Annotated in this window: 13 protein-coding genes and 1 pseudogene; 3 read left to right on the top strand and 11 right to left on the bottom strand. The window is 58.9% G+C overall.

Features of this window, described 5'->3' with window-relative positions; all coding sequences use genetic code 11:
- Position 1: 1 nt before the first annotated feature.
- Complete coding sequence (locus VSR68_RS34965) at positions 2–865, bottom strand: helix-turn-helix transcriptional regulator (protein WP_342944128.1); 864 nt, start codon at positions 863–865, stop codon at positions 2–4.
- A gap of 162 nt (positions 866–1,027) precedes the next feature.
- Between VSR68_RS34965 and VSR68_RS34960 the strand changes: the two genes are divergently transcribed.
- Positions 1,028–2,350: a tetratricopeptide repeat protein gene (locus tag VSR68_RS34960; RefSeq protein ID WP_342944127.1), complete on the top strand. Its 1,323-nt coding sequence runs from the start codon at positions 1,028–1,030 to the stop codon at positions 2,348–2,350.
- 141 nt (positions 2,351–2,491) lie between these two features.
- Complete coding sequence (locus VSR68_RS34955) at positions 2,492–3,757, top strand: MFS transporter (protein ID WP_342944126.1); 1,266 nt, start codon at positions 2,492–2,494, stop codon at positions 3,755–3,757.
- 87 nt (positions 3,758–3,844) lie between these two features.
- Here VSR68_RS34955 and VSR68_RS34950 read toward each other — a convergent pair whose 3' ends face one another.
- Both VSR68_RS34950 and VSR68_RS34945 read right to left on the bottom strand, forming a co-directional pair.
- Positions 3,845–4,729, bottom strand: a complete 885-nt coding sequence (locus VSR68_RS34950) for a c-type cytochrome (protein ID WP_342944217.1) — start codon at positions 4,727–4,729, stop codon at positions 3,845–3,847.
- A 45-nt stretch (positions 4,730–4,774) separates the two neighbouring features.
- Positions 4,775–5,464: a c-type cytochrome gene (locus tag VSR68_RS34945; RefSeq protein ID WP_342944125.1), complete on the bottom strand. Its 690-nt coding sequence runs from the start codon at positions 5,462–5,464 to the stop codon at positions 4,775–4,777.
- A 397-nt stretch (positions 5,465–5,861) separates the two neighbouring features.
- On the opposite strand from VSR68_RS34945, the gene VSR68_RS34940 reads away from it, so the two are divergent.
- Positions 5,862–6,473: a hypothetical protein gene (locus VSR68_RS34940; protein WP_342944124.1), complete on the top strand. Its 612-nt coding sequence runs from the start codon at positions 5,862–5,864 to the stop codon at positions 6,471–6,473.
- Positions 6,474–6,526: 53 nt separating this feature from the next.
- Here VSR68_RS34940 and VSR68_RS34935 read toward each other — a convergent pair whose 3' ends face one another.
- The 8 genes and pseudogenes from VSR68_RS34935 to VSR68_RS34900 form a co-directional block, all read right to left on the bottom strand.
- Positions 6,527–6,778, bottom strand: a complete 252-nt coding sequence (locus VSR68_RS34935; protein WP_342944123.1) for a hypothetical protein — start codon at positions 6,776–6,778, stop codon at positions 6,527–6,529.
- 42 nt (positions 6,779–6,820) lie between these two features.
- Positions 6,821–7,546: an amino acid ABC transporter ATP-binding protein gene (locus VSR68_RS34930; protein ID WP_342933327.1), complete on the bottom strand. Its 726-nt coding sequence runs from the start codon at positions 7,544–7,546 to the stop codon at positions 6,821–6,823.
- 51 nt (positions 7,547–7,597) lie between these two features.
- Entirely contained in the window at positions 7,598–8,257 is a 660-nt protein-coding gene (locus tag VSR68_RS34925) for an amino acid ABC transporter permease (RefSeq protein WP_342944122.1), read from the bottom strand.
- Positions 8,258–8,300: 43 nt separating this feature from the next.
- Positions 8,301–9,095, bottom strand: coding sequence for a transporter substrate-binding domain-containing protein (locus VSR68_RS34920; RefSeq protein ID WP_342944121.1), 795 nt, complete (start codon positions 9,093–9,095; stop codon positions 8,301–8,303).
- Positions 9,096–9,494: 399 nt separating this feature from the next.
- Positions 9,495–10,007, bottom strand: coding sequence for a c-type cytochrome (locus VSR68_RS34915; RefSeq protein ID WP_342944120.1), 513 nt, complete (start codon positions 10,005–10,007; stop codon positions 9,495–9,497).
- Positions 10,008–10,083: 76 nt separating this feature from the next.
- Positions 10,084–11,394, bottom strand: a complete 1,311-nt coding sequence (soxC, locus tag VSR68_RS34910) for a sulfite dehydrogenase (protein WP_342944119.1) — start codon at positions 11,392–11,394, stop codon at positions 10,084–10,086.
- A gap of 185 nt (positions 11,395–11,579) precedes the next feature.
- Positions 11,580–12,539 (bottom strand): LysR family transcriptional regulator, encoded by a 960-nt coding sequence (locus VSR68_RS34905; protein WP_342933321.1) that lies wholly within the window; start codon positions 12,537–12,539, stop codon positions 11,580–11,582.
- A 105-nt stretch (positions 12,540–12,644) separates the two neighbouring features.
- Positions 12,645–12,769: pseudogene (locus VSR68_RS34900) on the bottom strand (IS630 family transposase); the annotation flags it as partial.

The following is a 12,769-nucleotide window of genomic DNA, read 5'->3' as shown; positions in this document are numbered from 1 at the left end:
CTCAGCAGCGGCTCGGTTCTTTTTCGCTCGCCGGGGCCGATGGTTTTGCCGAAGCATTCGCTCGCAAGCGAACACTCGCGCGGTCCGCATGCTGCCGCATGTATGCCTGTGGGCTCGTCCCCATTTCCAGGCGAAACGCGTACACGAAGGCTGACGTCGAGCCATACCCGAGTTCCATTGCAGTCCGCGTCACGCCCAACCCTCCGCCAAGCAACTCGATCGCCCTGAACAAGCGCATACGCCGGCGCCAAGAACGCAAGCTCATCCCCGTCTCGGTTACGAAGTGCCGAGCCAAGGTCCGCGTCGACATGCCGAACATGGCACTCCACGCCTCAGGTCCTCGAGGGTCCGCAGGATCCGTGTAGAGCGTTTCACAAAGCGCTGAGAGCACTCCGTCTCGCGGCCACGGCAGCGCAGCCGAAATAGTATGAGCCCGGCGCAGTTGGTCGAGAATCAAATGCGTGACTCGGCCGGCATACCCGTCGTCGTCTGCCATTTCGCTAATCGAGGCGGCCTCGACCACTAGCTCTTTCAGCAACGGCGTGACGCCGAATACGGTCGGCTCCACGCCGACCCCGCCCGCGCTTACGTCGTCCGCGATCCAAAGGCTGCGAAACTCGGCACCCAGTAACGATCCGACACGGTGATGAACACCGGTTGGCAACCACACCGCCTGCTCAGGTGAAGTAACGAAGGATCGGCCGCCAGCGATGACGGTCAAGACACCCGAGCTGGCATACACCATCTGATTCCAGCCATGAGCATGCTCCGGAAAGTAGTGTCGTGCGGGAATGGACTGCGCACGCACTGCAAGCGGTTTTGGCGGCACCAGCCCCCGCGGCGCGTGGATCGGCTTCCAGGTCATTGCATTCTCCGGTTGGCAGATATTCTATACATCTTGTCGATTGGTTGAAACACCGCCACCCCGAAAATTGGTCTAATGCCGGGAGGCCTCGCCCGCCCCGTCGGATGCGACCTCTGATTGCTTCCCACCATGGCTCATCATTCCACAGGAGAGACCGTCAACATGGCCCGCTTTGATCGCTACAGCCAGCCACTCTCGACCACCTCGGACGCCGCGGCAGAGCGCTATCGTACCGGCGTCGATCTTCTGCTCTCGCTGTGGCCCGGCACCGCCGAAACGCTCGACCAGGCAATCGTGGCGGATCCTGACTTTGCCCTCCCCTATGCAGCACGCGCACGCTTTCATGCGATCCGGGCGGAAATCACCGAAGCTCGCCAGAAGATCGCGACAGCGGTGGAGCTAGTCGGACGCAATGGAACCGAGAGGGAGCGAAGCCATGTGGCCGTTCTGTCGTTGGCGATCAACGGCCAGTCAGCAAAGGCGCTCGAAGGTGCCCTGCAGCATACGAACAGATGGCCGCACGACATCCTGATTATGTCGCTCCTGCTGGGGGCATTCGGCCTCTTCGCGTTCTCTGGGATGTCCGATCACAATCAGGCACGCGTCGATCTTTGCGAGCGTCACGCCCCACACTTCGGAGCCGACGACTGGTGGTTTATCACCTATCGAGGTTGGTCTCATGGCGAAAACGGCAACCTCGGACTTGGCCGTTCTTTGACCCAACGCGCGCTCGAACTGCGGCGACAGAACGCCAACGCGGCCCATGCGGTCGCACACGTGTTGTACGAGGCAGGTGCCGGCGACGAAGCTGAAAAGACGATCAACGGTTGGCTACCGGAGTACGATCGCAGCGCAGTGCTCCATAACCACATCGCTTGGCATGCAGCCCTTATCGCATTGGAGCGCGGCGATACGGAGCGGGCGCTGACCATCTACAATCAAAACGTGGCGCCTCCCGTTGCTACCGGCGTGCCTATCAACGTCGTAAGCGATACTTCGTCGTTTCTCTGGCGATTGCAAGCCTATGGGCACGCCGTGCCCGAAGGCTTGTGGGAAGAGACGGCGAAGTACGCGTCGGCGTACTTCAAACAAGCTGGCTTCCCGTTCGCCGACTGTCACATGGCCCTGATTGCCGCTGCGACCGGTGATAGGGCCGCTCTTGACCAACGCGTCGATGCGCTCGTCGACTTGGACGAGACCGGCAAGCTTCCCGCCGGCCCTGTCGTGCCGGCAATTTGTCGAGCAGCCCTTGCCTTTGCGGAAGAAGACTACGCACGCTGCACGGAAATCCTCGAGCCGGTCGCCCATGAAGTAGTGCGCATCGGAGGAAGCGGCGCGCAACGAGACATCGTAGAAGAAACGCTGCTGGTTTCGCTGATGCGAAGCGGGCAAGCGGCAAAAGCGCGCTCGCTTCTCAATGCAAGGCTGCATCGACGCCCGTCCCCGCGCGATTCGCGCTGGATGAGTCAAGTCACGATCGCTTGAATTCGCATTTAATCGTCGACCGCTGCCTTACCCGGGACTCGCGCCCGATCTCAATGACGATTTGCAGAGCCGGCCACCAAGATCACGCTTCCTGGGCCGGCTCATGCATCGATATCCCGAACCGATCTAGAAAGCGCTGCAATGGATTCAAGCATAACAGTGAAGCGAACCGCGTTACAGAAGCTGCTCGTCAACAACCTGGGGCCGGTCGCAACGATCTCGATCGCACAGCTTTTTGGCACCGCGCTATGGTTTAGCGCCAACAGCACAGCGGGCGACCTCATGCGTATCTGGCACGCCAGCGCCGCGGACATCGGCTGGCTGACCGATGCCGTGCAGCTTGGATTCATTCTCGGCACCCTCGTGATCTCTTTGAGCGGTGCGGCCGATCGCTTCAGAGCCAGTACGATCTTCGTCTATGCCGCGATCGCGGGAGCGACGTTCAATGTGTGTTTCGCCTGGCTCTCCACCGGCCTCGTCAGCGGTGCAATCCTTCGTTTCGGTGTCGGTGTATGCCTCGCAGGCATTTATCCGATGGGAATGAAGCTCATCGTCGGCTGGGCGCCTGAGCGAACTGGACAGGCCCTTGCGCAGCTTGTTGCAATGCTGACTCTCGGTACCGCACTCCCTCATGCCATGCGAGTCATGGGCGCAGGCTTCCCTTGGCAGATGATCATCACCGCTTCGTCCGTCCTGGCGCTGATCGGCGCCATGTTAATCGGCGCGTTGGGGGACGGGCCGCACGCACGCACGAGGAGCCCTTTGCCGCTCTCATCGCCGACTACGGAGGCACGGCCACCGTCCGTCCTCTCGGCATTCCGGATGCGTCCGTTTCGCGCTGCAACGCTCGGATACTTCGGCCATATGTGGGAACTCTATTCGTTCTGGACCACTGTGCCGCTGTTGGTGGCCCATACCGCTCTGGCAACACGCTTTTCGGCGTTGGGCGTATCCGGTGTCTCGTTCTGCATAATCGGCATCGGGGCGCTTGGCTCATTGGTCGGTGGTGTATTGTCTCGTCATATCGGCAGCGCGAAGGTTGCGATCGGAGCGTTGGCAATGTCCGGCCTTTGCGCGCTAACGTTCGCGATCGGCTGGCGCTACCTTCCCATCGGGGCCATTGCTGCGCTGCTTGTTCTCTGGGGCGCTTCGGTCGTTGCCGACTCGCCTCAGTTCTCCGCCCTCGCCGCCAAGGCTTGTCCGCCTGACCTCGTGGGAAGCGCGTTAGCCATCCAGAACTCGATCGGCTTCGCCATCACAGTCGTTTCGATCGCAGCGACCGTAGCGCTCTTCGAACATGTGGGGCTCGACGCAACTTGGCTGCTGATCCCCGGGCCCGTGCTCGGACTACTCGGCTTCGCGACGGCTTCTCGGGGAGCCGCTTCCCCGAGCGCTCCAATCAGCTAAGTAGATCGTGCCCGCGGAGCATGGTCTCTTATCTTGAAGATATTCAGCCGACGGATTCACATCCTCTCGTCGGCCGGATCGACATGCTTACGGCCCGCCGAGCTTATGGCCATTCACAATCCGACCGTACATCGATGTCGGTGTATCGTGGAATTTCGCACGGGTCTGATCGACTGAACCCGTGAAGCGCGGATCCTGTGGACGTTCGTGGCTATCCATGAAGAAGGCCACGTCCCAAGCTTGCTGGCCAGTCAATGTGTTGCCCAATCCTAACGGCATGTTCGCCTTGATGAACCCTGCAGCATTTTGGATCTCATGCATGCCGGCCCCCCAGTTGAACGAGCGATCGCCCCAGAGCGGCGGAAACACGGTTCGACCGGCGCTGCTCTGCCCCTGCCCATCGGGGCCATGACATACGGAGCAATGCTGCGCATAAACACGGGCGCCACGCGTGTAATCTGCCTTCAGCGACGGGGGAGGCAACTTCGGATAACCCCTGCCTGCGATCTTCCCGCCTACGGGTGCACCCGTGGCAAGCCAAAACGCGTAGCTCTCCAACGCGACCAACACCGAATCGCCGAGCGGGGGCGCCTTACCGTTCATGCTGTAGCGAAAGCAGCCCTGCATCCGTTCGGCGAGCGTATTCACGTGCCCGTTCTTGCTGCGATACGCCGGATAGGAAACGTAGGCGGCCCATAGTGGGCTCGAATTGACTCGGCGGCCCGCGTCGAGATGACAGTTGGCGCATGTGAGTGAATTGCCGACAAACTTGCCGGCGTATTCGCCGGTGCGCAAAAAGATCTGCTCGCCAAGCTTCACCGATTTTCCGAATTCACCGCTCGGCATTGCGCTCTCTGCTGGCGGTTCGAACGAATGGGCTGGGGCGGTATCTGGTTGGGCGGCCGCCGTGGCGTTCGCAGGCTCCGCTGCAGCGACCTGGGCTAGACGCAATGCAATCGACAAAGCGATCAGGAACGTCGTGCCATTCCGTTTTCGTTCGATGCTCACGGTTCCTCCTTATTTCGCTCTCGTTTCGCTGATCTGCGCCGGCTGCGCGTAGTACTCCGCTACCGCATGCATGTCGACATCGGAAAGCTTGCTCGCGACAGCGGGCATCAGCGCAAGTGGCCCAGCTGGACGCGCTCCCGCTTTCCATTCGTGCAACTGCGTTTCGATGTAGCCTGCCGGTTGCCCTGCCAATGAGGGAAATACACTGCCTACGCCAGCGCCAGCAGGACCGTGGCATTGCGCGCAGGCGGGCAGATTATCTTTCCATCTTCCCCGCGTTGCGAGCCAAGCACCGGTATCCGACGGTAGAGGATCGGAGGGGTCGCTACTGCGAATGCCCTGGGGAGGTGAAAGAGTGCTGAAGTAATTTGCGACCGCGGTGCGTTCCGAGGCCGTCAAGTGGCTTGCGATCGGCTGCATCACGGCGCTCTTACGACTGCCATCAGCAAACGCCGCCAGCTGTGCATCGAGATAACTCGAGCTCAAGCCCGCGAGCCGAGGAAAACCTGCATCCGCATTGCCTTGTCCCGCAGCGCCGTGGCAACCGATACAAGCAGGAACGCCTTTCGCATTGCCTCCGGTCGCCATCTGTCGCCCCAGCGTCGTCTGCGCAAATGCACTCGTTAGCGTCGCCGCGAGCCACGCGGCAATGCAAGCGGTCGCGGCTCGCCCTACCGGCCGGCGCTCCTTATTTTTCATATGGCTCCTCGCTTCCCCTTCTTGCCCCTTCTTGCTGCGAAGCTGCTCAGTGCAGCCCCCCCGGAGCGCACCAGGACGACATCATGTCAATGATTCTACGCCCGATAGATAAGTCGCCAATTCGTGACAATCACTCCAAAGATCATGTCTGGATTTTCACCGATCCGATAATTTTTAATTGTCACAATGACCGCTTGCGGTCGGCTCCAGCGAGGCAACGCGCAACCCGACGAAATCATGGGTCACCGGGTGCCGGTCCAAAATCATAGAGTCTGTCGAAGCAATACGATTTGGTGCGCATTGAAGTCACTCATTACCATCGGAAACTTACGGGAAAACCATGAAAATAGCTCGTCGACATGCCCTCGGAGTCGGTGCCGTAGCGGGTCTTACGCTCATGACAGCAAAAATCGCCGCGGCAACCCCGGAAGATTCCTCCGGCCCGACGTCGGAACCGCAAGACGGCTGGCTCGACGAGGGCGGGCATCGCCATAGGATCGTCTTCGACACGATCAGCGCAAAGGGTCTGGGCATCGGAATGAATTTCGCCACAAACTTCTTTCTAGCGAATCAACAGGGCTATGGAATCTCAGCCGGTGAATTATCGGTGGTAGTCGTGATGCGACATGCCTCCACCGCATTCGCCTTCAATGATGCAATGTGGGATAAATACGGAGACTATTTCGTCAGCCACACAGAAGTGTTCGACCCGCACACGCAGGCACGCCCCCGAATCAATCTGTACCGCGTCCAATCCAATGGAGCGCCCCTCCCCAACGGCAAAGCCACGCTCGTCGAACTTGCCCAGCTGGGCGCTCGTTTTGCTGTATGCGCCATGGCAGCCGCCAATTTGGCCAAATCGATTGCGGAAGATACTCAAGGAAAGGACGATTCCGTTCTCAATGAACTAAAAGCCAACCTGATTCCCCATTCCGTCATGACGCCTGCCGGCATCGTGGCTGTGAACCGTGCTCAGGAACACGGCTACACCTTCTCCTATTGCGGTTGAGCGCGGACCTCGGTTTACTTAAGAGCTCAGTTCAAAAACCCCTGAGGGGGATGTTAGTCAGTAAGACTCCTATAAGGATGTCCCTGTGCCAGCGGTTCTTGCGGTGCGGAAAAGAACGACTCGGTAGCATCGACCGGCGGCGGCAGTTCGTCGAGCAAGCCAATCGGCATCCCGGCTGCGTGATCGATTTGTGCATCCATATTCTGAGACTCCTGATTGTTGAAATGATTGATGTCGCCTTTACGAAAGGGCTGCGCTGTAAATCTTAAGGATCCGACGCCAACGGAGCTGCTTGCGAAGCGCATTGCAAGCAGCTCGGCGGCGACATGAATTGCGCCCCACCGACGTCAGTGCAACACTTTCCCCAAGAAATCGCGTGCGCGCTCCGACCGCGGTGCGTCAAAGAAACAATCCTTGGCGCAGTCCTCCACGATGAGGCCCGCGTCCATAAACAGAATACGATCCGCGACCTTCCGAGCGAAGCCCATTTCGTGCGTCACGCACACCATCGTCATCCCTTCCTGAGCGAGTTCGATCATGACATCCAAAACTTCGTTGATCATCTCCGGATCGAGCGCGGACGTGGGCTCGTCGAAAAGGATGGCCGCCGGATCCATCGATAAGGCCCGCGCGATGGCAACGCGCTGTTGCTGCCCCCCGGACATCTGGCCAGGATATTTGAGCGCATGGGACTTCAATCCCACCCGGTCGAGAAGCGAAAGCGCTTTTACTTCCGCCTCATCGCGGGACCGGCGTAGAACCTTGGTCTGCGCTAGCGTCAAATTTTGAAGTATGTTCATGTGCGGGAACAGCTCGAAGTGCTGGAAGACCATTCCCACACGCGTCCGAAGCGATGACAGGTTCGTCTTCGAATGGCCCACGCTGACACCGTCGACCGTGATCGACCCTTTCTGAAAGCTCTCCAACCCGTTGATGGTCTTGATGAGCGTGGACTTGCCGGAGCCGGACGGCCCGCAGACAACGACCACCTCGCCCTTTTTCACAGCCGTCGTACAGTTGTCCAGTACGCGGAACTGCCCATACCACTTCGAGACTTCGTTGATGTCGATCATCTTCAGCATCCAACTGTTAATGCACCCATACCCTAGCCGCACACTCCGATTTCAATGCCTCGACCGTAAAGCAAGGCGTCCTTCGAGGCGGACCTGAAATGCACCCAATGCGGAACTCAAGATCCAGTACAGCGCAGCGACAGCGAGATAAAGAGGCAGCGGCTGAAACGTCGCCGCGATGACTTCCTGCGCGGACCGAAGCAACTCCGTCACGGTGATCACCGACACGAGGGACGTGTCTTTGATCAGGCTGATCAGCGTGTTACCCATTGACGGCACCGCAAGACGCAGCGCCTGCGGGCCGACGACATAACGAAGGGTCTGAAAGTAAGTGAGCCCCAGGCTGTGCGACGCGCTCCACTGGCCGCGAGGTATGCCAAGGATCGCCCCGCGCATAGTCTCGGAAAGATATGCCCCCGCATTAAGCGTCAATGTCAGAACGCCCGCCGTGGTCGGCGACAGTGCTAGGCCGATACTGGGAAGTCCGTAGTACATCACGAACATTTGCACGAGTAGAGGCGTGCCGCGCATCACGCTCACATAGGCTTGTGCAACTCGATCCAGCAGCCGATTGCCGCTGATCCGCATGACCGCCGCTAAGGCGCCGACAATGAGACCGAAGACCATCGCGGCAATCGCGAACTTTATGGTCAGTAATGTACCCTTCAACAACGTCGGGCCCGATTGAATCACCAGATCCAATTGCTCCATATCTCCCCCTACGCGCGGCACGCCTTGCCAGTTCAATCGACTATCAGTTCACGGGTCGAGTGACATCCGAACCGAACCACTTTTTCGAGATCGCCGAGAGTGTGCCGTCCTTCTGCATCGACTGCATCGCTTCGCTTACCGAAGCGGAAAACTTCGGGTTTCCTTTCACGTACGGGAAAGCGACCTCTTCCCCAGAGTTCTTCAAAACGCCAGCGCCGCGCACGGGAACGTTTCGCGTCTTGAGAAGATACGGAACGAACAATCGATCGTTCAAGTAAGCGTCGACGCGTCCCGTGGCAAGATCGGCCAACGCTTCCGCCAACCCCGGATAAGTCTTCACGTTGATGCCGGGAACCGAGTGCGCCAGCGTTTCGAAGTTGGATCCGATACCAACTGCAACCGTTTTACCTTTCAGTTGGTCGATGCTCTGATAGTCGCCTTTCTCGTCCTTTCTTACCAAAACCTCCGCAGCGGAATAGGCGTAGGCAGGACTGAAATCGAGCGTCTGCTTGCGCTGAGGCGTGGTGTCCACCTCGTTGGCCACAATGTCGAATCGGCCGGCTTGAACGCCGGCAAGCAAACTGGACCATTCCGACGTGTAGAACACCGGCTTGACGCCCAACTTCGCGGCCAACGCGGTAGCGACGTCGACATCGAAACCCACCAACTTTCCATCCGAATCATGGTAGGTGAACGGGGGATAGGTTCCCTCCGTCCCTACCCTGAGCACGCCTTGAGCCTTCACGGCATCCAGCAGGTCGGCCGCACGCGCGCCGAGCGACGAGACCGCCGTGGTAGCGATAAGCGTCGCGAGCAAAACACCCTTCTTCACTTTCATGACGTGGTCCCCTGTGGCTTACGATCGACGCATCACCACGTTTGCAATGTGATGTTCTGAACAACCATCGAGTCTGGCTTGCCAGCCACCCTCCTCAACGGATGACAATCCCACCTCAATCTCTCCGGCGTCGCGCGTATCGGCAAGGCATCACAACCAAACGCACCAATTAACTGCGTAATGTCGGAGAGAATCGAAGTAAACCGTGTGGTTCGACTCGAGTATCGACAGCCATATTTTTCGAGACAATTGAATTTTTTGCGTGTCAGTCATGACGCTTTCTCACGAATCCGGCCGCTGTCGGCGCCGTGCGTCGAGTCCTGACCGGGTTCTCGTCTCGCCGGGCTTCTTATCCACCTCCGGCGCCACTCGTAGGCGCACGTGGTCCGGACTTCGATCTCAGTTTCGGTCCGACCTGGGGCGAGCCGGACTCTGACTTTGGGCGCTACGAAAGAAGCCGTTTCGGTTCGGCATCGATACGCCGGGAAGCGACTTCTCGTCCATGACAGCGTTCTCGGAAATGATCCCGTTGCGGGCAAGAATGAACGCTGTGAGCGAATAAGCTTCGTTGCTTGTTAGAGAGCCCGGGGCGGTCAACGGCATCGCGCGGCGAATGTAATCGAACACGCCGGTTGCGTAGGGCCAATAGCTGCCCACCGTCTTGATCGGTACATCATCGACCAGCGTGCCAATGCCCCCTACGAGGCGTGGAAAGGCACCTCTCCCCGACACTGGCACACCCTCGCCCTTCGCGCCATGGCATGCAGCACACCGCGCTGCAAAAACTGTCGCGCCTTCCGCGGCTGTTCCGTGTCCTATCGGCAGTCCGGTGCCGTCCGGAACGACATCGATATTCCATCCGGCGACCTCCTCGACCGTTGGGCTCCGGCCGAATCCGTGGGCCGGTGTCATATCGGATTGCGCGTATGCAGACCATGAGGCGCTTAAGGCTAGCGCGGCGGCAAGCAACGACGCAGGCGCCGATCGACTATACGCGGACATTGGTCACTCCCCCTTGTCGATCGACGCCCCAACTCTGAATTCCGTTGAGGTGATAAACCGAATTGACGCCCCGGGCTTGAACGAGGCTCTCGATTGTCGGCTGAACGTATCCGGTCTCATCGACACATCGGCTCTGCAGGATGGCAGGTGTCCCATCCCATGCCCAGTCGAGCCTGAATCTCGTCAGGCACTTGGCCAGCACCGGTTCTTGCAGTTGCGCGGCACGCCATGTTCGCCCGCCGTCTGTCGATACGTCGACGCGTCGAACCCGCCCCTCTCCCGACCACGCCAGACCGGAAATCTCGTAGTATCCGGGCTCCTCGAGTTGCATATCGCCGGACGGGAACGTAATAACCGATTTTGCCTGCATCACGAAATTGAACTGCTTTGCCTTCCCGCTTTTCATCAACTCTGTGTAGTACGCGGTTTCCTCGTAGGTTTCGAACGGTGCCGTACTGAATTTCAAGCGTCTGAGCCACTTGATGTTCATATTCCCCTCGTACCCCGGCACCAACAGGCGCAACGGATAGCCTTGGGATGGCCGGAGCATCTCGCCGTTTTGCGCATAGGCGAGCATGGCATCGTCAAACAGCTTGCGTACGGGGATGCTGCGATCCATAGCGGCTGCGTCAGCCCCCTCTGCGAGCGCCCAAGTCGCTTTCGAATCCACCCCGACGTCGTCCAGCACCGTCGACAGGAGCACGCCCGTCCATTCGGAACAACCGAGTAGTCCGTGCGTTTGCTGCACGGTCTTTCCCATCGGCTTGCGCCACTCCGTGGACGTGTTTCCCGAACACTCCACGAAGTGCATCCGCGAAACCGACGGATAGCGCAAGAGATCGTCCATCGTCAGCAGCAACGGCCTTTTGACCATGCCTTCGATCAGCAACCGATGCTGCGATGGGTCGATATCGGGCACGCCCCCGTGATTGCGCTCAAAATGCAATCCGCTGGGTGTAACGATCCCGTGCAGGTACTGTAGAGGTGTGAAGTTCCACGACGCGAAATCGATTGCCGTCCTCGTGGTCGGGATACGCACGACGTCCTTTTCATACACGGAGGGCGTGCCGTACCCGGTCAACGCTCGCCCCGGCGCCATCATCCATGCGGGGCGGTTCGGCGGAAGATCCGCTGCGTTCGGCGGATTCTTCTTCCAACCCGCAGCATGCCTGATCGGCTCGGCTCGGGGCTCCGCGCGTGCCACGCCACCAGTCAACACCGCACCGGCACCTAACGTAGCCGATGCCATATTTTTCAATGCCTGCCGCCTACTCACCTTCCTCGACGAATCCGTCATTGCCATTTCCTCATGGATTGGCCGGTCGGCTCGACTTGCACAACGCAATCCGGCGAGCGATGCGCATCAAGTTAGCGTGTCTCCGTGCGACTGTCTGTCGACTATTCGACATTGTGTACATACCAACGGCCATGCCGACGAGCCGGCAGGACTTCGAAAAGACGGCAGCGGGCCACCTGCCCCGCTCATCTCGTTTCGACTTCGAACGGCGGAACGTCGATCGCTTCTTGAAGCCCCCTCTCCCAAGGGGGGACCTCGCCGATGTTTTCAACAAGGAAGTCGATGAAGCTACGCACCAACGCGTTCGAGTATTTCGAGCGGTAGTACATGGCGTATAGCGTGTGCATAGTCGCCGACCGGTACTCCGGCACGACGATACGCAATGCGCCTCGAGCAATATCGGATGCCACGAGATAGGTCGGCAGACAGGCTACGCCATGCCCCTGTAGCGCAGCTTCATACAACGCCAGGCTAGAGTTGGAATCGAGCACAGTCTTCACAGCAACATGCTGCGATTCGTGCTTTCCGAGGAAAGACCATGCACCGTTGGTAGTGATGCCCGGATAGGCCAAGCATCGGTGTCTCGCGAGATCGGCGGGTGTGCGAATCGGCTCGTTCGAATCAAGATAGTCCGGTGCCGCACAGTACATCCACTGTATTGTCGCTAGCTTCCTGGCCGCGTAGTTCGAGTCCGTCCTGCTGGTGATACGGATGGCCAAGTCAAAGTTTTCCTCGACCAAATTGGTCAGTCGGTCGTCCAGCGTGATCGATGCGCTTACCGCCGCCTGCCCGCTCAAATATCGCCCCAAGATCGGCGTGAGCTGCTTGGACCCAAACGCGATAGAACAGGTCAATCGCAGGTTTCCTTGCAGCGTCTTGAATTGACGGGCTGCGTCGAGCGTGCTTTCGAGATCGGCGAGGATATCGTTCGCCCGTTCGAATATGATTCGGCCGCTGTCCGTCAGCGTCAAGCTGCGAGTCGTGCGCTTCACGAGAAGCACGCCCAACCTATCTTCAAGCTGTGCCAAGCTCTTGCTGACTGCCGAAGGCGACAGATTCAATTCCCGAGCTGCGGCGGACAGGCTTCCCAGCTCCGCAATCCGAACAAAGATGGTGATCTGTGTCAGTGACGCAAAATTCTTCATAACGCAACCAAACCGGTGTTCAACAAAATGACAGCCCATTGGTAGAGTTTTGATTGCGCCACGCCGAGCGGGGCATCACACTGTCTCGCTCTGTCGTGAGACGAACTAGTGTGTCGTTCCGCTGATTCGCGTACAAAGTCTTTGTAGCTTGGCGAGGATGGAATCAGCGGTAGCAGTCCACATGAATGGCTCGCAGTTTTGGTTGTAGTGGGAGACAAATTGATCGATAC

This window comes from Paraburkholderia phymatum (assembly GCF_038900715.1).
GTDB classification, from domain to species: Bacteria; Pseudomonadota; Gammaproteobacteria; order Burkholderiales; family Burkholderiaceae; genus Paraburkholderia; species Paraburkholderia phymatum_A.
The sequence above is the reverse complement of the archived record's forward strand: the minus strand, read 5'-3'. Positions and strand labels throughout refer to the sequence as shown.

Excerpts from the sequence above, each read along its gene's own strand:
- VSR68_RS34940 (WP_342944124.1), top strand. The coding sequence starts at position 5,862 with ATGACAGCAAAAATCGCCGCGGCAACCCCGGAAGATTCCTCCGGCCCG.
- VSR68_RS34920 (WP_342944121.1), bottom strand. The coding sequence starts at position 9,095 with ATGAAAGTGAAGAAGGGTGTTTTGCTCGCGACGCTTATCGCTACCACG.
- VSR68_RS34935 (WP_342944123.1), bottom strand. The coding sequence starts at position 6,778 with ATGCGCTTCGCAAGCAGCTCCGTTGGCGTCGGATCCTTAAGATTTACA.
- soxC (WP_342944119.1), bottom strand. The coding sequence starts at position 11,394 with ATGACGGATTCGTCGAGGAAGGTGAGTAGGCGGCAGGCATTGAAAAAT.
- VSR68_RS34955 (WP_342944126.1), top strand. The coding sequence starts at position 2,492 with ATGGATTCAAGCATAACAGTGAAGCGAACCGCGTTACAGAAGCTGCTC.
- VSR68_RS34965 (WP_342944128.1), bottom strand. The coding sequence starts at position 865 with ATGACCTGGAAGCCGATCCACGCGCCGCGGGGGCTGGTGCCGCCAAAA.
- VSR68_RS34930 (WP_342933327.1), bottom strand. The coding sequence starts at position 7,546 with ATGATCGACATCAACGAAGTCTCGAAGTGGTATGGGCAGTTCCGCGTA.
- VSR68_RS34915 (WP_342944120.1), bottom strand. The coding sequence starts at position 10,007 with ATGACACCGGCCCACGGATTCGGCCGGAGCCCAACGGTCGAGGAGGTC.
- VSR68_RS34960 (WP_342944127.1), top strand. The coding sequence starts at position 1,028 with ATGGCCCGCTTTGATCGCTACAGCCAGCCACTCTCGACCACCTCGGAC.
- VSR68_RS34925 (WP_342944122.1), bottom strand. The coding sequence starts at position 8,257 with ATGGAGCAATTGGATCTGGTGATTCAATCGGGCCCGACGTTGTTGAAG.
- VSR68_RS34905 (WP_342933321.1), bottom strand. The coding sequence starts at position 12,539 with ATGAAGAATTTTGCGTCACTGACACAGATCACCATCTTTGTTCGGATT.
- VSR68_RS34945 (WP_342944125.1), bottom strand. The coding sequence starts at position 5,464 with ATGAAAAATAAGGAGCGCCGGCCGGTAGGGCGAGCCGCGACCGCTTGC.